A 22,698-nucleotide genomic window follows, 5' to 3' on the forward strand; every position below is an offset into this window, starting at 1 on the left:
CTTAAAAATCAAGAAGAACTGAATGTGTCAAATGGAAGAAAACATGGACAAAAAATGATAGAGCAAAAAATTATTAAGAAAAACAACCAGTTTATATAAAACATTTAAATAACAAAAATGATAATTTGAGTCTGTTGATTTTTTAGCTTAAATAGCTCATACAAATAGGCTTTTTTGTCTGGTTAGTTCTTATGAAAAAAATTTAAAAAAACGGTATAGTGGAAGGAGGAATAGTAAAAATAAGAAAGGATAAGGGCGTGTCTTCATAAAGATGAAAAGGGTTTCTGGGATTTCATCAACTTTTTCTATTTGGAGGAGAAGTTGTTGATAATTTTCGCTGAAAAATCCCGTTATACTCTTCTTATTCTTATAGAAGAGTCTATAGGAAAAAGCAGAAAATGAATCCGCATTCGAAGTAAGAGTGCGTTTTGAGGAGATAAAAAGAAAAGGTGTGTTGGCTGTCTGTTTTAGCAAGGAAGAAAGACAACAGAAGAGCACTCACTTATTTGGTTTAAAATAAAAAATTGGTACGAAGTGAACGTTCTCTTCTATGTGTCGTTAGTAGAGGAAGGATGAAAGAAATGAGAAAGAATGGTCCAATGGTAAACCGTTGGCTCTACGGGTTGATGTGTTTGTTACTTGTTCTAAATTATGGCACACCACTCATGGCTTTGGCGGAAGATGTTAACAGCGATGGTCAGTTAACGTTAGGAGAAGTGAAGCAAACCAGCCAACAAGAAATGACCTTAGCGCTTCAAGGAAAAGCACAACCAGTAACACAAGAGGTTGTAGTGCATTACAGTGCCAATGTGTCAATCAAAGCTGCACATTGGGCAGCGCCCAATAATACGCGCAAGATTCAAGTGGATGACCAGAAGAAACAGATTCAAATTGAATTGAATCAGCAAGCGTTAGCAGATACGTTAGTCTTAACGTTGAACCCTACAGCTACAGAAGATGTGACGTTTTCTTATGGACAACAGCAACGAGCGTTGACGTTAAATACTGGTACTGATCCGACAGAATCAACGGCAATCACGAGTTCGCCAGCCGCATCAGCGAATGAAGGTTCAACAGAAGAAGCATCTACAAACTCCTCTGTTCCTCGTTCGTCCGAAGAAACTGTCGCCAGCACGACGAAGGCGGTAGAAAGTAAAACAACTGAATCGACGACTGTCAAACCGCGCGTAGCAGGACCAACAGATATCAGTGATTATTTTACAGGTGATGAAACAACGATTATCGATAATTTTGAAGATCCGATTTATTTAAATCCTGATGGCACACCAGCAACACCGCCGTATAAAGAAGATGTGACCATTCATTGGAACTTTAACTGGTCGATTCCAGAAGATGTGCGAGAACAAATGAAAGCAGGCGATTACTTCGAGTTTCAATTACCTGGCAATTTGAAACCTAATAAACCAGGTTCAGGTGATTTAGTTGATGCAGAAGGCAATGTCTATGGAACCTACACAATTAGTGAAGATGGTACGGTTCGTTTTACCTTTAATGAGCGAATCACGTCTGAAAGTGACATTCACGGGGACTTTTCTTTAGATACTCATTTGAATGATTCAGATGGGCGGGGCCCAGGAGATTGGGTGATTGATATTCCTACACAAGAAGATTTGCCGCCTGTAGTGATTCCAATTGTCCCAGATACCGAACAACAAATTGATAAACAAGGCCATTTTGATCGAACGCCCAATCCTAGTGCGATTACTTGGACGGTAGATATCAATCAAGCGATGAAAGATCAAACAAATCCAACTGTGACGGAAACATGGCCAACAGGGAATACCTTTAAGTCCGTGAAAGTCTATGAGTTAGTGATGAATCTTGATGGAACAATTAAAGAAGTGGGTCGCGAACTTAGTCCAGATGAATATACCGTTGATAAAAATGGCAATGTGACGATTAAAGGTGACACCAACAAAGCGTATCGTCTTGAGTACCAAACGACGATTGACGAGGCGGTTATTCCAGATGGCGGCGGCGATGTGCCTTTTAAAAATCACGCGACGTTAACAAGTGATAATAATCCAAATGGGTTAGATGCTGAAGCAACTGTTACCGCCACATATGGCAAAATGTTAGACAAGCGCAATATAGATTACGACGAAGCCAATCAAGAATTCACTTGGGAAATTAACTACAACTATGGTGAACAAACCATTCCAAAAGACCAAGCAGTCATTACAGACACAATGGGCGATAATTTAACGTTTGAACCAGATTCTTTACATTTATATTCAGTGACATTTGATGACAAAGGAAATGAAGTCGTTGGAGCAGAACTTGTGGAAGGAAAAGATTACAAAGTGGTAATCAACGGAGACGGTTCCTTTGCAATTGACTTTTTACATGATGTGACTGGCGCAGTCAAGATTGATTATAAAACCAAAGTTGATGGAATTGTCGAAGGCGATGTTGCCGTGAATAATCGTGTGGATGTTGGCACTGGTCAGCATTCAGAAGGTGATGGCACAGCCAGTCAACAAAATATTATTAAAAACACTGGCGCAGTTGATTATCAAAATTCAACGATTGGTTGGACGTTAGCTGTGAATCAAAATAATTATTTGATGGAAAATGCCGTGATTACGGATACGTACGAACCAGTTCCTGGCTTAACTATGGTACCCAATTCGTTGGTTGTCAAAGATACAACCACTGGTGCTCAGTTGACGTTAGGCAAGGATTTCATGGTAGAAATAACTCGTAATGCAGATGGTGAAACAGGCTTTAAGGTAAGTTTTATAGGGGCGTATGCCAAAACAAGTGATGCCTTCCACATAACTTATACTACCTTTTTCGATGTTACCGAGTTAGACGCTAACAATCCTGCGTTGGACCATTACCGAAATACCGCTGCCATTGATTGGACGGATGAAGCAGGAAACAATCATCATTCAGAAGATAGTAAACCGTTTAAACCTTTACCTGCTTTTGATTTAAATGCGCAAAAAAGCGGTGTTTACAATGCCGTCACCAAAGAAATCACTTGGACGATTGCGGTTAATTTAAGTAATAATCGTTTAGTCGACGCCTTTTTGACGGATCCAATTTTAGCCAATCAAACCTATTTGGCTGGGAGCTTGAAAGTCTATGAAGGCAATACAAAACCAGATGGTTCGGTTGAAAAAGTGAAGCCAACGCAACCGTTGACGGATATCACAATGGAAGAACCAAGCGAGAAAAACCAAAATACTTGGCGTGTTGATTTTCCTAATGATAGTCGTACGTATGTGATTGAATTTAAGACGTCTGTTGATGAAAAAGTTATCGAAGGTTCGGCTAGCTATGACAATACCGCATCTTATACAAACCAAGGTTCTTCACGTGATGTGACAGGAAAAGTTTCCATTCAACATGGTGGCGAATCAGTGAAAAAAGGTGGCGAATACCACAAAGATGATCCAGACCATGTGTACTGGCATGTAATGATCAATGGCGCCCAATCGGTTTTAGACGATGTGGTTATTACTGATACACCCTCACCAAACCAAGTGTTAGATCCCGAGTCATTGGTGATTTACGGTACCAACGTAACAGAAGACGGAACTATTACGCCAGATAAATCTGTTATTTTAGAAGAAGGAAAAGATTACACACTGGAAGTTACCACCGATAATGAAACAGGACAACAAAAAATTGTCGTTAAAATGGCCCATATTGAAGCACCTTATTATATGGAATATCGTAGTTTAGTGACTTCTTCAGCGGCGGGGAGTACAGACACGGTATCCAACCAAGTGTCAATTACTGGAAATGGTTCAGAAGTCGTTCATGGGGATGACAATGGCGATGTGGTCGTTGACATTGATCACAGTGGCGGGCATGCCACAGGGACTAAAGGCAAAATTCAGCTGAAGAAAACAGCCATGGATGGGACGACTATTTTAGCAGGCGCCCATTTCCAAATTTGGGACCAAGCCAAAACACAAGTCCTACGTGAAGGTACAGTGGATGCCACTGGGGTTATCACATTTGGTGGGTTGCCGCAAGGGCAATGCATTTTGGTGGAGACAAAAGCACCAGAAGGCTATACAGTTTCGGACGAATTAGCTAAAGGCCGAGTCATTACTATTGATGAAGAAACTTCAGCCGAAGGAGCACAACCAACTATTATTAAAAACGATGTCAATAAAGTATTTTTAGAAAAAATGGATGAGAAGGGTAAAAAGTTAGTCAATGCTCGCTTTAAATTAGAGCATGCTGTAACCACGCCGTTTACTCATTGGGAAGAAGTTCCCCTTGCGCCGGATCGAACCAACGCGAATGGCCAGTTAGAGGTGGATAGTTTAAAACCAGGTCTTTATCAGTTTACAGAAATCGAAGCACCGACAGGCTATCTTTTAGACACGACACCCAAACGGTTCATTGTGACACAAAACACGAGCGGACAAATTCATGATGTTCATGTTAAAATGCTTAATTACCAAGGTTCTGCTGAACTAATTAAAAAAGACCAAGCAGGCAATCCATTAGCAGGTGCTGAATTTTCAGTCCTTGATACCACAGGACAAGCGGTTCGAGAACACTTAGTTTCGGATGCAAACGGAAAAGTCACAGTGACGGATTTAGCCCCAGGCAAATATCAATTTGTGGAAACCAAAGCGCCAGCAGGGTACCTTTTAAACACTGAACCAAGTGCTTTCACGATTGCAGCAAGCGATCGGGGCAAACCAGCAACAGTTATAGCAACGGCTAACTTTGTTAACTATCAAGGCGCAGCTAAATTAATCAAAAAAGATGTGAATGGATACTTATTAAGTGGTGCGACATTTAAAGTGCTTGATGCGAAGGGACAAACGATTCAAACAGGCTTGACGACAAATAGTCAAGGGGAAATTATTGCAGAGCACTTAGCCCCAGGTAAATATCGCTTTGTAGAAACCAAAGCGCCAACAGGCTATTTATTAAATACCACGCCAGTCCCATTTGAAATTGCTGAGAAAAATGCTGGTAAACCAGCGGTCGTTGTTGCTAGTGACAACTTTGTGAATTACAAAGGGGCTTTCCAAATCGTGAAAACGAATAGCGCAGACCAACCATTAGCAGGTGCTGTTTTTGAACTATATGATCACAATAAACAATCATTAGGGATTACAGCAACGAGTGGCAAAGATGGCAAAATTATCTTTAGAGACTTGGCGCCAGGTACCTATTATTACAAAGAAATCAAAGCACCAAAATTACCAGATGGCGCAGATTATATTATTTATCCTGAATTAGTAAAAGTAGAAATTCGTGGTGATTTCAAAGGTGATCCGGAGATCTTCCAATTAGGGGCCTTCGCCAATTTCAAAGGACGTGCCGGCTTTAAGAAAATTGATGCCAATGCGAACCCACTTCCAGGAACGATTTTTAAATTGTATCGAATCGAAAACGGGGAAAAAATCTTTGAAAGAGAAGTAACTGCTGAAAAAGATGGTTCATTGGCTATGGAGGATTTAGGCGCTGGTAGTTATGAATTAGATGAACTGGATGCAACGGATGGCTATATCGTCAATAAACAACCCATTTATTTTGTAGTGAAAAAGAATTCAAATGATAAACAACCACTAGATGAGTTAGAATTTGTAAATTATCAAGCGGAAGTAACGGGACGTAAAGTCAATGAGCAAGGTCAAACCTTAGCGGGTGCAGTTTTTGCAATTTACAATGCCGATAAGCAGAATCAGCCCCAAGGTTCACCGATAACATTCTTGAATCGTGCAGGAGAAAAAGTTTCTGAAATAACAACGGATAAGACTGGCGAAATTTACGCTAAAGGGCTAAATGAAGGGCATTACGTTTTAGTGGAAACGAAAGCACCAACAGGCTATCTGTTAGACACAACGCCACATCCATTTGATGTAACCGCCCAATTAGGAAAAGAGCAGCCAATTGCTTTAGGGGATCTTATCAATTATCAAGGAACTGCTCAATTAACCAAAGAAAACGAAACAGGTGAAGCATTGGCAGGTGCGGTGTTTAAGGTCATTGATGAAACAGGGCAAACCGTGGCTGGACAAACCAATCTGATGTCTGACAAGCAAGGTAAAGTCATTGCGAAAAACTTAGCACCGGGAACGTATCGTTTTGTGGAGACACAAGCGCCAACTGGCTATCTTCTTAATGAAACGCCAAGCGCAAGCTTTACGATTGCCAAAGACAACCAAGGCAAACCAGCCACTGTGGGACTTAAATCACCTTTTATTAATTACCAAGGTGCTGCCAAGCTGGTGAAAATTGATCAGCAAAAGAATGCCTTAGCAGGTGCTGAATTTAAAGTGACAGATGCAGAGACAGGTAAAACTGTCGCTCGTTCATTACGTTCTGATAACCAAGGGTTAGTTCAAGTGAACCACTTACAACCAGGAAAATATACCTTTGTGGAAACAAAAGCACCGGATGGTTACCAACTGTCTAAGCAAGCTGTCGCATTCACTATTGCAGCAACAGCGAAAGACAAACCTGAACTCGTGGATGCGGGCACGTTTGTTAACGAGAAACAACCTTTATCCAAAAAAACAAAACCAAATCAGCCAACAACGAAACAAGCAGCTAGAGAGACAGGTTGGCTTGGTTTACCGAAAACCAACACACAAGTCAATTACTTCTTTGTCTTTATCGGCCTCCTGTTGGTCAGTTTGGCAAGTTGGCTCTTCTATAAAAAGAGCAAGAAATAAGCAAAAGCTATAAAAAAACAGAAAGAGCCTGGAACAAAAATCACTTTGGATTTTTGTTCCAGGCTCAAAACCTTATAAACGGCGGTAACAGAACCAACTCCTTCGGAAATAAGCCGAAATTCTCCAAAAATTAAAGAGCAATTTTCGGAAATTTCTTCTTATTTCTCGGAGCTAAACGGTTCTGTACCGACCTCTTTTTTCATCTTAAGCTAATCAACTGAACAAAAGCAGCTCCTTCTTATTGACATTCTCAGGTAAGCCTTCATCGCAGTTTAGTCTTTGAACAGAACTTACGGGGTTCTTGGAGATAACCGCTTGTGCCTCAGCCTTTGTTTTTCGATGCTATCTTTAGGTATTTTGGCTAAAATATTGTACACTTTACATGTGCAAGAAATTTAGTTAGAGATATGAGGATAGAATGATGGAAAAGATGATGGTTTTATACAACGAAACTTCAGGAAGTAGTGAAAGTAAAGAGATTGCAGAACGCTTTAAAAAAGCTGCAGAAGCGAAAGGGGAAGCGGTTATTTTGCAACCTTCCAATCCAGACATTGATCCTGAAGAAATGCGGAAAAATGCCAAAGAAAATCAAGTGGGTGTCTTGGTCGTCATTGGTGGTGACGGGACCATTCATCATGCCGTTCAAAATTTTAAAGACACCATTCGTGACTATCAAATAGGGATTATTCCAGGTGGAACAGTCAATAATTTTGCGCGTGTGTTAAGTATTCCTTTGAAAGAAGAAGACGCCTTTGAGACCATTTTGGCAGGACAGACCACGCCAGTTGATTTTGGGATGGTAAATCAAGATGTGATGATTTCGACCTTAACGATTGGACTATTAGCGGACACAGCAGCAAATGTGACCCAACAGGAGAAACAAAAATATGGTCCTTTAGCCTTTACAAAGCAATTTTTCCGCTTATTAATGAAAAAGAAAAAATACAAACTAAAAATTGATGGCGATGAAAGACGTTGGCATGGCAAAGCCCAATTATTAACGATGACCATGACGAATTCTGCTGGCGGCTTTACCAATTTCGATGCCAATGCCACGCCAGATGACGGCGAAGTGCACATTATCATTTTACCTAAGCTAGTTTTTTACAAGTTTGTCTATTATTTACCTAAAATTATCAGAGGACAATTAAATGAAATTCCTGGTGTCGTGTATTTCTCTGGGAGTCAATTTAAAATTAGTGGCGAAAAAGACAAGAAAGTCCAAACACGAACAGATGGCGACCCTACCGATGATTTACCGATTAAAGTAACGGTGGAAGCTGGGGGACTCAACGTGTTTGTTCCTGAAACGTCCACATCTACGAAAGAATAAAAGAAACAACTGTTATTTTTTCGTGGAATAGATTTCTCATTTTGTGTACAATAGAACAGAAGAGAGGCAGTTGAGTGAACAGTGAAATGGGATGAATATGTTGATATATTCGATACAGATGTCGTTTCTAAAATTATTATTTTAAGAAACTTGCCAATTAATGAAGGCTGGATTGACATCAATGAGTTAGCAGAAGAATTACAATTAAACAAAAAATCAGTCAAAAAATACGTAGAACTTCTAAAAGATGACATTACGTATTATGCTGTGGATAATGATGCTTCTTTGGCTTTTGAAAAGGGGCATGGCTATCGCTTGAACTTGGCGTCTAGCCAAGCGTTCCAGAAACTTTATACAGCAATTTTTCGGGATAGTTTAACTTATCAAGTAATGGAAGATTTATTCTGGGGTCGATTTAATGGGATTGTGCCAGCGACAACAAAATATCATACCAGTGATGCCACGATTCGGCGCTTGCTCAAAGGGTTTACAGAAATTTTAGCACCATTGGGGTTAGTGATTAATAAAAGCACCTGGAAAATTGAAGGCAATGAAGCGTATTTGCGCCATTTTGCTTACACTATTTTTATGGACTTAATCCGTGATACTTGGCCTTTTGACTATATACAAGAAACGGAAGTCGCACAAACCGTCCAAAAAATGATGGCTTTTTTCAACGTAGAAGTTGCGGAAACGGTGACACGCCGAGTTAAATATATGGTCGCTATCTCAAAAGTCCGGAGTGCGCAAGGCGCCGAATATCGACCTTCAGCCGAGCAAGAAACTTATTTAGAAGGTAATAAACATTACCAAGCCTTTATAGAAGAGATGACAGCTACAACCCTTTTCCTTAACAAAAACGATTTAACTTTTGTGTACTTTTTCTTGTTAGCCAATGACCAATTTTATCAAGATGAAGCCACTGCACAAGCAATTTTAGCGCATTTTGATGAGACTGAAGCACCTGTTTACATGTTGACTCATTTAGTCCAACATTTCTTATTAGAAGAAATACACATGACGCCGCAATTGGAGAAAATTCGTCCGCAAATTTTTTATTATTTGTTTGCTACACATTTATTTGCCGAACTTTACTATGTCCAAAATGTGAAAATGTATAATGTCTTTTGGAATAAAGTCAAAGAAAAATATCCAGTTCTTTTAGAAGAATTAAGCCAAGGCTTAAATCAACTTTACGAACAAACAGGCAATGAATTATTTACAAATAAAGAATTTTTGGCTTTGCGTTATTCTAGTGTTTTGGCGCTTTCTAATGATTTAATTCATCGTGAACAAAAAATTGTTTTAGGGTTAAAATCAGGCTTGCCAGTACTGGAAGAAGAACGGGTGAAACTTTCGATTGAAAATAATTTTCGTCGGTTTTATGCATTGGAAGTCTTACGATACAGTGAAGCAAGCAAAGAAGAATGGCAAAATATTGATTTACTATTAGTGACTTCTTTGGCAGATGTAGAAACGGGCCATCCAGAGATCTTTTTACTTTCAAGTGAGTTAACGTTTGAGCAATATAATCGTTTGAACCAAAAAATAGTAAAAATTAACGAGAAAAGAACCACGTCACTTTAATAAAAAATCAAAAAAATGGGCTTTTTTGAGGTATATGTCCGATAAATTGTAAAAAAATTTTTCTAAAAAGTAAAAAAAGACAAGAAGAAAACGTCAATAAGTAGGTAATCAACACCTACTTATTGACGTTTTCTCGTTGTTTTTTAATAAATACTGCGTCAATTCTTCTGAAAATTATGTCAAAAAGGTACTTTTTTTGCTTTTTTTATCGTAAATAATAGATGATTAGCTATTGATAGTAAAGGAACTACTACTTTTTTTAACAGTCAGTTAAAAAATATTGAGGGTTCTCACAAGAATTTTTCTATATAATAGAAAGAGCAAGGGAAGGAAGGCGGGATAGAATGAAAAAACGGATGGAACAAATTGAAGAAATCTTAAGTTGTGAAGAAAATAGTGCCGGTGTTCGATTAAAGGAATTGGTTGAGGCCTTAGAATTAGAAGTCACAAATCAAAACTTGTTAAAGGTAACAAGTATCTTACATATGAATCCAAAATTCAAAAAAATTTATGCATACGAAGACAGTCGTGTTATTACGCTGTATCAACTTTTACAAAATAAGCCGTTGGAAGTAACGGAATGAAAAGAGGAAAACACATGAAGAAAACAATACTTATTCTTCTATTTGGTTTATTGACGGTGGTTGGTCTACCAATGGTGACTGAAGCGGCTGAACCAGTTGATGCAACAGATGCAACAATTTTTGGTGCGCAAGCGATGGTACCTAATAGCACAGAGGATCAAACAGATAAGTTACAGACATTACTGAGTCAGACAGCAAAGGAAAGACGGGCATTATTTTTACCACAGGGAAGTTATGCTCTGTCAAAAGATATTGCGATTTCTTCAAATTATCAATTAATTGGCGATACAACAGGAGCCACTATTTTACATAATGCTACAGGTACACCGATTCAACTAACAGACACAACGTACGAGACGAAAACCAATGTACGACTTCAAAATATTGCTTTTGACGGCATCAATGTGACCTTAAAATTGACGAATCAATTAACGCTAGCAAACAATATCTTTTATAATCCATTAAAAGGATTCGTGGTCAATTTAAATGCAGATATTGGCGTTAAAATTTCAGGTAATATTTTCATGCGAGACACAGCACATATGCAGCCAGGGATTGATTTTAACCGAGCGATTTACATTGGTGGTTATTCAACACCAAGTCGCTTCCAGTATATGTCAGATGTAGACATCGTAGACAATTTATTTGGGTTAAAAGTGACGGAATTAGATGCGATTAAAAGCACCAGTCGTTCAGACTTAGCAGCAACTATTACACGTTTACAAACAGCCATTGAAGTAGGTGCTATTTCAGTACCTAATGAACAAAATTATCTATCCACCGGGGTTAATTCTTTTAATATGTTGAAGGATGTAACTGTCCAACATAATTTTTTCTATTCACCTTATGATAATGAAGACTTGAATGGTCTGGTGGGAGATCATGCAATTTATTTCCGTGGCGCCCAAAACATCACGGTGGTAGGGAATCATTTACGCGGACTACAAAATGGTCCAGCTGGCGGATTTAAGTTTAAATCAGGCCGTAATATTACGATTATGAATAATTATTTGCGAAATACAGGTCTCATTATGTATGGAACACCAGAGATTGGTTTAGCAGAAACGCAAGCAGAGGGTGCTATTTCAGAACTCTCTAACTGGTTAGTGGCTAATAACATTTTTGATTGGAAATACTGGGATAATCAATATGCAATTGGAATGGAATACAATCGACATACAGGAAATAACAATGTGTTCAATGGCGTATTTATCAACAATCAGTTTGTTAACTACCATAATATTCCGCAAAACCGACGTCGGGAATTGTTAATCGCTAGTGGCGGTGGTTTCCGACCAGAAACGAGTTTTGTGAAAGACAATACTCGAGATGATGGCCTTAAAAACGGCCAATTATTGGTAGAAAATTGGACAGAGGCGGACTATCGCTTAATGCCAGCAACATGGGAATCATTAATTTCACCAACGCTTTATGAGCAATATAAAAATACGCCAATTCCGGTTAGAAATACTTTAGCAACCCCTGTGGCTACAACGATTGTGCAAGGACAATCAATCGATCCGCAGCAACTGGTTGCTAATACAAATGACGCGGATGAAGCAGTCCCAGCCGCTAAAATCGTCAATCCAGAGGTCTTAAATGAAATCGGCCAACAAAAAGTGACTGTTCAATTAACTTATGAAACAGGGTCATTGGTAACAGTGAACGTACCGGTGACGGTAGAGGCCCCTGCAAAAAAACTTGATTTGTCCCGACTACAAACCGTTTATGCTTCGATTGGTGAAGCAAACCAATATACGGTTTACTCTTGGCAGCTATTCACTGCCATTGGGCCTAAAACGATTGTTCCTTCCTATTATCAGCAGGCGACACAATTGTTAGCAGAAGGTCAGGAGAGTCAGGACAAAACCCAAGAGCAAGTGGATCAGTTAACAAGTAATTTGCAATCTGCAATGAAAGTATTAGTCAAAAAAGCCGATATCACGCTAGAGCGTACAGAAGCAGAAAATGAACTTGCAAGCGTTCATAAATTAGACGAATCTGTATATACCAAAGACTCTTGGCAAGCCATGCAAGAAGCCTTAATAGATACAACAACTGGCGAAGGAAGCTCTAAGCAGTTACAACAACTGCTTGCTTGGTCAGATGAAGAATTATTAGAGCCAACACTTGGTGGCTTTAAAACGCCTGCAGATGCACAAAAGCGTATTAACCAATTAACACAAACCATAAAAACGGCGTTACTTCTGTTAGTTGAAAAATCAACAGAGACAACTAGTAACACAAGCGAAAGCAGCACTTCAAGCACAACCAGTGAAACCAGTAATACCAGCGAAAGCAGCACGCCAAGCACGACAAGTGAGAGCAGTAGTACCAGTGAAAGCAACACGCCAAGTACAACCAGCGAAACCAGTAGTACCAGCGAAAGTAGTACCTCAAGTACGACAAGTGAAACAAGCAATACAAATGAAAGCAACACACCAAGTACAACCAGTAAAACAAGTAGTACCAGCGAAAGTAGTGCTTCAAGTACGACAAGTGAAAGCAGTAGTACCAGCGAAAGCAGCACGCCAAGCACGACAAGTGAGAGTAGTAGTACGAGTGAAAGCAGCACGCCAAGCACGACAAGTGAGAGCAGTAGTACGAGTGAAAGCAGCACGCCAAGCACGACAAGTGAGAGCAGTAGTACGAGTGAAAGCAACACGCAAAGCACAACCAGCGAAACCAGTAGTACCAGCGAAAGTAGTACCGCAAGTGAAACAAGCAATACAAATGAAAGCAACACACCAAGTACAACCAGTAAAACAAGTAGTACCAGCGAAAGTAGTGCTTCAAGTACGACCAGCGCAACCAACAGTACAAGTGAGAGTAGCACCCCAAGCACTGTAAACGAAAGCAGTCAAAACAAAGGCCAGAATTCTGTCATTTACGCGGTAGAGTCTAATCAAGATCCTAATGACGCTCAAAGTAATTCAAAGCCCTCTGCCAAGGCTAGTCAAACAAAGGAATCAGTAGCAGAAAACCAAGCAACTAAACAGATACAGACAAATCAAGAATCGTCAGGAACAGTCAAAAAAGCGGATAATACGACCAAAATTGCCAAGAAAAAATTCCCCAAAACAGAGGAACAATCTTCAGCAGTTGTGAGCTTCCTAGGCCTAATCTTTTTATCGTTAGCCATAGCAACCTATTGTTTTAAAGTGAAAAGATAACTCTTTAAAAACGGATAAGTAAGCATCCTGAAACAAGAAATAGGACTTGTTTCAGGATGTTTTCATATAAAATTAAAAGAACTACAGTTTTTAGTGAAAAAATACACAAAAGTACTTGAATTTCTGTGATATAAGGGTAAAGTAAAGGAGGACAAAAAACAAAGGAAGTGAAATGTTTGTATACACCAGATGAAATTTTAAGTATTAGTATTGAAAATGGTCAGAAAAAAATTCAAAAGCCTTTGGTAGCAAAACTCATTTTAGGATTTATCGGCGGTGCCATGATTTCCCTCGGCTATTTGGCTTATGTGCGTGTTTCCGCCTCTATTCCAGCAGATTTAGCCAGTGTTCAAGCTTTAGTGGGAGCTGCGGTTTTCCCAATTGGTCTAATTGTTATTTTAATGGCTGGTGGTGAGTTAATCACAGGAAATATGATGGCGGTGAGTACGGCTTGGTTTGCTAAAAAGGTCTCTTTCAGAGAATTACTCGTGAACTGGGTCACAATTACATTGGCAAATATGGTTGGCGCCCTATTTGTTGCCTATTTTTTTGGCCATTATTTAGGTTTAACCAGTAGCGGCGCCTATTTAAATCAGGTTCTTTCTCTTGCAGAACATAAAGTTGCAGCAACTTGGCTTCAAGCAATTATTTCAGGTATTGGCTGTAACTGGTTCGTAGGTCTGGCCTTATGGCTTTGTTATGGTGCGAAAGATGCAGCGGGGAAACTATTAGGCATCTGGTTTCCAGTAATGATTTTTGTTGCAATTGGCTTTCAGCATAGTGTGGCGAATGCATTCATCATTCCAGCCGCAATTTTTGAAGGCGGCGTTCAGTGGGGAGACTTTTTCCGTAATTTTATTTTTGTTTATTTAGGTAATATCATTGGTGGTGCCATTTTTGTTTCTGGCTTTTACTATTTAAGCTATCGCAAACATTAAATCCATTTAGCAGATAAAAACCTACACAAAGGCTAAATGCCTTTGTGCAGGTTTTTTCTTTTTAAACAAAAAGGAAAACGGTTGAAAAATTATTGCTAGATTTTTAAAACAATGTTACATTAATGTTACAAAAAGATTTCTGGAGGTAACGAAAAATGAAAAAAATTGCTTTGTTCAGTATGTTAACGTTCAGTGTATTGTCTTTAAGTCTAGCAGGATGTGGAAACAAAAAAACAGCAAGCACAAATGATTCTAAGCCAAAGCAAGAAACAAAGAAAGCCACGCAGAAATCCTCTAGCCAACAAGAAATGAAAAGTAGTCATTCGTCTGTCACGGGTCAAAATTCTAATGTGACAGGGGAAAATCCGTCAGAAAATGCCACGCAGCCTTCTGCAGGAACTGATGAAACGAATGAAGTCCCTCAAAACCAAGCACCTGATACAAACATTACAATTACCAATGTTGTTTTCAATCCTGAAAGAAATGAAATTAATGGTACTACATTACCTAATGCAACCATTACAGCAACGGTAGTCGGTGATGCTTCTGCACAAGCAGGTGTTTTTTATGCGGATGCCAATGGCAATTTTACAGTAATTAGTCCCAGAGCGGGAGCGACTACTCAATTAATCGCAACCGTTGATCAACGGAATAGTGCACCTGTCCAAATTGATATTCCAAGTTCAGGACAAGAAGCAGCGCTTTCTTTTAGCAATATTACGATTGATCCGAAACAAGGGACAATTTCTGGTAAAACAGCACCGAATGCAACTATTTTAGTGTCACGTGCAGATGATGCGCGGGTGATTCTAGCAAGTTTTACTGCGGATGCCCAAGGGAATTTCACAGCCAGTAATTTAGTTCCCGGCACAAAAAATCGCTTAGACGTTACGTTAAATGGAGAAATAGGGGCACCTTACTTGTTTGATTTACCAAATTAAAATAGAAGAGAAGTGATCAAAGCCACCAACGCTAGTTAGCGTTGGTGGCTTTGATGGTTTAAGCTTCTTCTTTTTTATGATTGCGGATATGTAAATAGATGGTATTTTTTGAAATACCTAATCGATCGGCAATCTTTATGACAGAATCTTTGAGATTAAAAATTCCTTGATCATATAAACGAATAACAATTTCTTTATTTTGATTCAAATGTGATACATTTGGATCGCTTTCTACTGCTTGTTTTACTTTTGTCAGTGAAGTAGTGATTAATTCGTCAATATTGTCAGAAAAATGTTCAGAATTTTTAAGCTCTTGGGACATATCATTTTGTTGTCCTGAAGGTAATAAGTCTTGCAAGTAATCAATTAATGGCATTTCTAAATGCATATTGATACAGATTAATCCAATAATACGATCATTTTCACCGATAACTGGAATAGTGGAAGATTTTAAAATAACCCCTTTTTGATTTTTATTGTAGTAGGGTTTCACAGCGTAATCATGTTCCGACTCTACTTGACTTAACATTTTTAACGCCATATCAGTAATGGGGGCACCTTCCTTGCGGTTACTGAAATGGCCATTGATGACTTTGATAGCTGAACTTTCCAAATTTTCTAAACTATGAAGAATGACTTCATGGGTACTACCAAAGAAGTTCCCTAATCCATCAAGCATTAAGGCATGTGAATGTAAGATTTGTTTATCTACTTCACTTAAACGTAAATATGACTCCAAGTGATATCCTCCCCTACACTGAAATTAATTTTAGTGTAATACTTTTTTAATGGAAAAGCAATAAGATTCTTTACGTTAAAAAAATACATTGACTAAACTTTTGTTTAGTCGTATACTCTGAATGTGGAATGAAATTTTTGTTACTCATTGTACTTTAGTTCATCGGAATGCTCGCTCATTCTTTCACTTGTTGAGCAATAAAAATTTTATTCAGGAGTACCATCCGTTATAAAAAAATATAGTTGGAGGCAAAGAAATGAAAACGTTATCAGGAATCTTGATGTTAGTCTTAGTTTTATGTGGCATGTCCCTATTCTCTTTTAAAGCACCGCGAGGGAAAAAATCTTTAAGTGCTTTGTCTGGTGCAGCTTGTGCCACCTTTCTACCAGAGGCATTTTTGCGGTATGCAGTAGGCGGCGTTTTTCATTTAGATTATGTGTCGCAAATTGGTGAAACAATGGGTAGTCTAGGTGGTTTAGCAGCTGGAGCTCTTGTGCCGCTCGCTTTCGGGATTAGTCCAGTTTTTTCAATTATTTTAGGTCTGTCATTGATTAAAGTCAGCTTGTTACCAGCCTTTATTACCGCATATCTTTTATCTTTTGTTGTTGAGCAGATGCAAAAACGTATTCCAGAAGGGATTGACTTATTAGTCGTTATTTTAGTCATTCCAGTCGCTGCTTCGTTAGTTGCTGGTTTTATTCAACCCGTTGTATTAGGTGTCCTAGAAGTTATTGGGGGCACGATTTTAAGTGCAGTAGATGGCAATCCATATGTGATGGGCGCAATTTTAGGTGCTATTATCCCGATTGTTGGTATGACACCGTTAAGTTCAATGGTTTTAACTGCCTTGATTGGTTTGACTGGTGTACCAATGGCTGTCGGTGCGTTGACTTGTTACGGCAGTTCCATTGTCAATGCGGCGCTATTTAAAAAGTTAAAACTAGGCACAGCTTCAACTCCGTTAGCTGTGGCAATTGAGCCATTAACACAAGTCGATATCATCAGCTCCAATCCAATACCTATTTACGCAACGAATTTATTTTCAGGAATGGTTAGTGGTATTGTAGTGACTTTCTTTGGCTTAAAAGTACCTGTGACAGGAATGGCAACACCGTGGGCTGGTTTACTTGTGACATTAGGTAACAATGCCATTCAAACGACTTTACTAGCAGTAGCGATTATCACAGTGGTCAGTCTGATGTTTGGATTTTTAGGTGCGCTGGTCTTTAAACGTTACAGAATTGAAGCGGTGGATAATACACCAGAATTTGAAGGAACGACGGAAGTAACCAGTGAAAAAGAAAAAGAAGCAGTAAAAACCAAAGGAGGAGTTACGTATGAACACAGCTATGGCCATCAATAAACCTAAAAAAGTGAACAAAGTAATGAACTACAAAAGTTGTTTTGACATTATCGGTCCTATTATGATTGGTCCTTCTAGTTCGCATACAGCTGGGGCCTTAGCAATTGGCTTAGCGGCAAGAAAGTTATTCGGCGGAACGCCAGAAAAAATTGTGATTAAATACTATGAATCTTTTGCAGACACGCATAAAGGACATGGAACTGATTTTGCAATTATTGGCGGAATTCTTGGACTAGCAGCAGATGATGCCAACGTAACACAATCCATTGAACTTGCGGAAGAACAAGGAATTGAGATTCAATTTTTAGAAATGAGTGAAGAAAGTCCAGTGAAGCATGCTAATACAGCATGTGTGACACTCAGTGATGCAACGCACGAAATTCATTTAACAGGAATTTCTGTAGGTGGCGGCACTATCGAGGTGAAATACATTGAATTAGACGGTTTCAATGTCCAACTACATGGTCCTTTACCTATTTTGTTAGTCATTAATCAAGAAGAGCAGGCGATGCAAGCTTTTAAAGATACGTTACAAAAAAATAATATTCAAGTGAATGCGGTGTCTCGTTATGTGGAAGGGAATCAAATTTTATTCATCTTTGACTTAGATTCGGCACCCATTTCCTCGGTGAAAGAACAACTGTTTTCACTAGATGACACATCGAAAATAATCTTATTATGATAGGAGTTTGACATATGTACCTTTCGATTGAAGAATTTATCGATAAAGCTGAAAAAACAGGAAAAAAAATCTCTGATTTGATGATTGAGCAAGAAATGGAGCGTAGCCAAAAAAGCTATGAAGAAATTTGGACACAGATGGGTCAAAATTTGGATGTCATGGATGCTGCTGTCAAACGCTCGCAAGAAGGAGCAGGCGTTTTTTCTCCTACTGGGTTAACGGGCGGTGATGCGGCGCGTTTAAAAAAATACCGCGCAGCTGGCAAAACGTTATCAGGTGATTTAATGATGTCTGCAGTTCAAGCCGCACTAGGTACGAATGAAGTCAATGCAGCAATGGGCGTTGTTTGCGCAACGCCAACTGCTGGTGCAAGTGGCACCTTACCAGGGGTTTTAACAGCGATTAAAAATACCTTGAATTTAACGCGTGATCAACAAATTCGTTTCTTATTTACCAGTTCTTTATTTGGAATGGTCACAGCCAACAATGCGATGATTGCTGGTGCTGTTGGTGGATGTCAAGCCGAAGTAGGCAGTGCTTCAGCGATGGCCGCCGCTGCAGCTGTTGAAGCGGCTGGCGGAACACCACGCCAATCTTCTGAAGCTTTTGCTATGGCTTTAGGGAATTTATTAGGTTTAGTTTGTGACCCAGTGGCTGGGTTAGTCGAAATTCCTTGTGTCAAACGAAATACAGTAGGTGCAGGCAATGCGTTAATCGCTGCGGATATGGCTTTAGCTGGAATTGTAAATAAAATACCAGCAGATGAAGTGGTGGAAGCCATGAATAAAGTTGGCCGTCAATTACCACGAGAATTGAGAGAAACGGGTTTAGGTGGCTTAGCTGGCACAGCGACTGGCCAACGAATGAAGAATGAAATTTTTGAAAAAGTAAAATTCACCATTGTTTAAAATTTAATCATGAAGAGGGAAATAAGATGCTGGATATGAAAAAAATTCGCCAAAATGTAGAAGTAGTGCAGAAAAAGTTAAAAACACGTGGTGTGGACGAGGAAGTTTTATTACGCTTTTTGGCTTTAGATGAAGAACGAAGAGCGTTACTTGTTAAAGTTGAAGAACTGAAAAAACACCGTAATCAGGTATCAGGAGAAATTGCACAATTAAAGCGTGCACAAAAAGATGCTTCACAACAGTTGCTAAATATGCAAGAAGTTAGCGAGCAAATTAAAGTTTTAGACCAAGAAGTTGTTCATTTGCAAGAACAATGCACAGCAATTGCAGAACGTCTGCCTAACTTACCTCATGAGAGCGTGCCTGTTGGCGCAGACGAAGCCGCCAACGTAGAAGTTCGGCGGTGGAGTACGCCGAAAACTTTTTCATTTGAACCGAAACCACATTGGGAAATCGGTGAAGCCTTAGGAATTTTAGATTTTGAAAGAGGCGCGAAAGTATCTGGTAGCCGTTTTCTTTATTACAAAGGCTTAGGGGCTCGTTTAGAACGAGCGGTCTATAATTTTATGTTAGATCAACATGTTAATGAACATGGTTATACCGAGGTGATTCCTCCTTATTTGGTCAATAGCAAAGCAATGTTTGGCACTGGTCAGTTTCCTAAGTTCAAAGAAGATGTCTTCCAAGTTGCAGAAAGTGATTTGACGCTGATCCCCACAGCGGAAGTCCCGTTAACTAACTACTATAATAATGAAATTTTAGATGCGCAAGAGTTACCGATTTATTTTACTGCTTTAAGTCCTTCTTTTCGCTCGGAAGCGGGTAGTGCAGGCCGTGATACCCGAGGATTAATTCGTTTACACCAGTTCCATAAAGTAGAAATGGTTAAATTTAGTGATGCAGAACACTCCTATGAAGAATTAGAAAAAATGACCAACAATGCTGGAGACATTTTAGAAAAATTGGGCCTCCCTTATCGAGTGATTACTCTTTCGACAGGTGACATGGGCTTCTCGGCAGCGAAAACCTATGATTTAGAAGTTTGGATTCCGGCACAGAAAACGTATCGAGAAATTAGTTCTTGTTCAAACTGTGAAGACTTCCAAGCACGTCGGGCGTTGATTCGTTATCGTGATAAAACGGGTCATGTTCAATATGCCCACACTCTTAATGGGTCAGGACTTGCTGTTGGTCGAACAGTGGCTGCCATTTTGGAAAATTATCAAAATGAAGATGGCACCGTAACGATTCCAGAAGTTCTACGTCCTTATATGGGCGGTTTAACGAAAATAGATTAAAAAAGAAGGTTGATGTCACAACATCAACCTTCTTTTTTTATTCGTTAAATCCGTTAACCAATGCCCAATTTCTTGAAAAACTGTAGCTTTTTCCGTTTCTAATAAAATTTCATGACGCAATGTGGGAAATAGTCGTAACGTCACGTGCTGAAAACCTGCATGCTTTAATTGCTTTTGAATTTTCGCTGGCCCCTTGCTGAAATCACCAACTGGGTCTTCAGCGCCACTAATGATTAAAATAGGCAATTCTTTTGGGATCGCTTGGTACCAATTCCTTTGATTGGCTCGTTTAACAAGCGAAAAAAGGGTAGCAAAACCATTATTGGTAAATACGAAGCCCATTAATGGGTCATTTTCATAGTCAGCGACATTGGCTTGATTTTTAGAAAGCCAATTAAAGGAACTTGCTTCAGGAAATTTTTTACTAAAAGAACCAAATGCCAGCTTATCAATGAACGGAGCTGGTTTTTTCGGCTGTTTCTCGGCCATTTTTTTAATAAAAGGCAATGCTGCGGTTAAAGGTAACGGACTTGTTCCAGTGCCCATGAAAATGACTCCTTGCACAGTCACAGGATAGTCTTGCAGATAGTTGCGCAAGGCGAAAGACCCCATGCTGTGACCCATCATAAAATAGGGCAATTGTGGATAGCGATTCACAGCCCATTGTTTCACTTGATGAATATCTGTAACGACATTTTCAGGCCCTTGTTCTCCAAAAAAACCATAGATTGGTGCGCTTGGTTGTACAGATTCGCCATGACCTAGATGATCATGACCAATTACGGCAAACCCTAATTGATTTAAAAAACGAGCAAATTCATCATAACGTTGGATATGCTCTGCCATGCCGTGAATCAATTGAACTACGGCTTTGGGTGAAGGACAGGGCCAATGACGTACATTGAGCTGAGTTTGTTGATCGTTTGAAGTGAGTATGAATTGTTCAGTCATAAGAAACCCTTTCTTTGCTTTTTGATTATTATACAAAAAAAAGACGGTGTTCAAAAGAAAAACTCATGAGAAAACGCCTCAGCTTTCACTGAGACGCCTTTTTTTATTTATCTTTAATAAAAATAGCAATGATGTCAAAGAATAGTCGATTTTACTAAGTGATGAATTATGGGTGGTACAAATACTGCTGGAAATAGTTGTTAACTTCAAGGGCATCTTCTTTATTTTTTGAAAGAATTAAGATGGTATCATCCCCAGCGATGCAGCCCAAGATATGAGGGTTGTGGATACGTATGCGATCAATTAAAACCCCAATGGCTTGCCCGTTGCCAGGTAAGACGGTTAAAAGATTTGTGAACTCTATTTGTGTTAAAGAAACACCAGTTTCAATAATAATGTCAACAAGACGTTCTTCATCTGTTTTATATTTTGGACGAAGGGCAGAATTATTCAAGATACGATAATAGGCTTCTCCTTGACCATTGTCTACTTTGTTTAAATTCAGCTCACGAATGTCACGAGAAATAGTTGCTTGCGTGGTGTGAATATTTTCTTTTTCCAATAATGCTAGTAATTCACTTTGTGTATGGATTTCATTTTCTGTGACCAATCGCTTAATCATCGTTTGGCGTTTTAATCGGTTCATTACTTTCCTCCAGTTCAGTTAATCATGCAAAAAAACATCATTGCTGTTATTTAAAACGGTGCCAGTAATTCCCTAAAATCACTGTACAACGTTTTACTAAATTGTGCAAGTCTCACTTTTTTAAATGCGAAATATCCGACAAAATCAATGAGAATCTTTTGGCTAAACGACCCTTTTTCTATTCTAATTAGAGAGATTCTGCTAGTATTGCTTTGTAAATGTCTGGGGGAAGGGTGTTATTTGTGAATAAGCAAACACGCCAAAGTTTGATTAAAGAAATCATTCAAACAACCGTAATTCATAGTCAAAATGAGTTGTTAAGAGAATTAAAAAAGCGCGAGATAAATGTCGCACAAGCAACGATTTCACGGGATTTATGGGAATTAAAAGTCGTCAAAGCATTAGATGAGTCTGGCGAGATGCGGTTAACGATTTTTGAACAATTCACTTCTTTAGAAGAACGAAAAAAAGAACAGTTGATACAAGCAATTCGTGAGGTAGTGACCAAAGTTGAACGTGTCGCCTTTTTACTAGTGGTTCATACATTACCAGACAACGCAACATTGTTTTCAGCTGTACTTGATGAAGTGTCTTTGTGTGAAAAGAAATGTTCTGTCGCTGGCTTCGACACTGTTATTATTGTTTCATCATCCGAGGAAAAAGCACAAGAACTAGAGCAGTATTTTCAACAATTTATTCAGCCAACACCTTTGTCAAAAAGTAACGCATAAAAGGAAGGGAGCCAGAAGTCGTTTTGACTTCTGGCTCCCTTCCTTTTACCTCTATAAGATTATAACTTTATGAAGTGTGTGGAGAAATAATTTTTTTTGAATAAATGCATTTTTTTTTATTTAATTATGCATTATTTTTTTAGA

At 39.0% G+C, this 22,698-nt stretch carries 15 protein-coding genes; 12 read left to right on the forward strand and 3 right to left on the reverse strand.

Annotated features, from left to right (window positions below; all coding sequences use genetic code 11):
* Window positions 1-581 precede the first annotated feature (581 nt).
* The 7 genes from fss1 (at window position 582) to IGK27_RS00395 (ending at window position 15,236) form a co-directional block, all read left to right on the forward strand.
* Window positions 582-6,680, forward strand: coding sequence for a fibrinogen-binding MSCRAMM adhesin Fss1 (gene fss1, locus IGK27_RS00365; RefSeq protein ID WP_430596424.1), 6,099 nt, complete (start codon window positions 582-584; stop codon window positions 6,678-6,680).
* Between the two features lie 418 nt (window positions 6,681-7,098).
* A complete protein-coding gene (locus IGK27_RS00370) occupies window positions 7,099-8,013 on the forward strand; it encodes a diacylglycerol/lipid kinase family protein (RefSeq protein WP_002403939.1) in 915 nt (304 codons plus the stop codon).
* Window positions 8,014-8,094: 81 nt separating this feature from the next.
* On the forward strand, window positions 8,095-9,600 hold the full coding sequence (locus IGK27_RS00375) for a helix-turn-helix domain-containing protein (protein WP_010830582.1): 1,506 nt from the start codon (window positions 8,095-8,097) through the stop codon (window positions 9,598-9,600).
* 344 nt (window positions 9,601-9,944) lie between these two features.
* The gene (locus IGK27_RS00380) at window positions 9,945-10,184 is read left to right on the forward strand and encodes a hypothetical protein (RefSeq protein ID WP_002356115.1); all 240 of its coding nucleotides are present in this window, start codon (window positions 9,945-9,947) and stop codon (window positions 10,182-10,184) included.
* Entirely contained in the window at window positions 10,181-13,357 is a 3,177-nt protein-coding gene (locus IGK27_RS00385) for a glycosyl hydrolase family 28-related protein (protein WP_174120599.1), read from the forward strand. The genes IGK27_RS00380 and IGK27_RS00385 overlap by 4 nt, the downstream gene beginning before the upstream one ends.
* A 176-nt stretch (window positions 13,358-13,533) precedes the next feature.
* Window positions 13,534-14,295, forward strand: a complete 762-nt coding sequence (locus tag IGK27_RS00390) for a formate/nitrite transporter family protein (protein ID WP_002389593.1) — start codon at window positions 13,534-13,536, stop codon at window positions 14,293-14,295.
* Between the two features lie 155 nt (window positions 14,296-14,450).
* A complete protein-coding gene (locus IGK27_RS00395) occupies window positions 14,451-15,236 on the forward strand; it encodes a hypothetical protein (protein WP_002378699.1) in 786 nt (261 codons plus the stop codon).
* A gap of 58 nt (window positions 15,237-15,294) precedes the next feature.
* Here IGK27_RS00395 and IGK27_RS00400 read toward each other — a convergent pair whose 3' ends face one another.
* A complete protein-coding gene (locus IGK27_RS00400) occupies window positions 15,295-15,915 on the reverse strand; it encodes a helix-turn-helix transcriptional regulator (RefSeq protein ID WP_002383467.1) in 621 nt (206 codons plus the stop codon).
* A gap of 316 nt (window positions 15,916-16,231) precedes the next feature.
* Between IGK27_RS00400 and IGK27_RS00405 the strand changes: the two genes are divergently transcribed.
* The 4 genes from IGK27_RS00405 to serS are packed head-to-tail and all read left to right on the forward strand — an operon-like array spanning window position 16,232 to window position 20,226.
* Entirely contained in the window at window positions 16,232-17,338 is a 1,107-nt protein-coding gene (locus IGK27_RS00405) for a PTS sugar transporter subunit IIC (protein ID WP_002383466.1), read from the forward strand.
* Window positions 17,325-18,020 (forward strand): L-serine ammonia-lyase, iron-sulfur-dependent subunit beta, encoded by a 696-nt coding sequence (sdaAB, locus tag IGK27_RS00410; protein ID WP_002387470.1) that lies wholly within the window; start codon window positions 17,325-17,327, stop codon window positions 18,018-18,020. Before IGK27_RS00405 ends, sdaAB begins: the two co-directional genes overlap by 14 nt.
* 14 nt (window positions 18,021-18,034) lie before the next feature.
* The gene (gene sdaAA / locus IGK27_RS00415; protein WP_002356122.1) at window positions 18,035-18,928 is read left to right on the forward strand and encodes an L-serine ammonia-lyase, iron-sulfur-dependent, subunit alpha; all 894 of its coding nucleotides are present in this window, start codon (window positions 18,035-18,037) and stop codon (window positions 18,926-18,928) included.
* 26 nt (window positions 18,929-18,954) lie between these two features.
* Window positions 18,955-20,226, forward strand: coding sequence for a serine--tRNA ligase (serS, locus tag IGK27_RS00420; protein WP_002356123.1), 1,272 nt, complete (start codon window positions 18,955-18,957; stop codon window positions 20,224-20,226).
* A gap of 15 nt (window positions 20,227-20,241) precedes the next feature.
* On the opposite strand, the gene IGK27_RS00425 is transcribed toward serS, so the two are convergent.
* On the reverse strand, window positions 20,242-21,213 hold the full coding sequence (locus IGK27_RS00425) for an alpha/beta hydrolase (RefSeq protein ID WP_002390352.1): 972 nt from the start codon (window positions 21,211-21,213) through the stop codon (window positions 20,242-20,244).
* Between the two features lie 130 nt (window positions 21,214-21,343).
* Complete coding sequence (locus IGK27_RS00430; protein ID WP_002356125.1) at window positions 21,344-21,823, reverse strand: arginine repressor; 480 nt, start codon at window positions 21,821-21,823, stop codon at window positions 21,344-21,346.
* Window positions 21,824-22,041: 218 nt separating this feature from the next.
* Here IGK27_RS00430 and IGK27_RS00435 point away from each other — a divergent pair, with 218 nt between their 5' ends.
* Window positions 22,042-22,554 (forward strand): arginine repressor, encoded by a 513-nt coding sequence (locus tag IGK27_RS00435; protein ID WP_002387472.1) that lies wholly within the window; start codon window positions 22,042-22,044, stop codon window positions 22,552-22,554.
* The last annotated feature ends 144 nt before the right edge of the window (window positions 22,555-22,698 follow it).

Source organism: Enterococcus sp. DIV0236 (genome assembly GCF_050558525.1).
Classification (GTDB): domain Bacteria; phylum Bacillota; class Bacilli; order Lactobacillales; family Enterococcaceae; genus Enterococcus; species Enterococcus faecalis.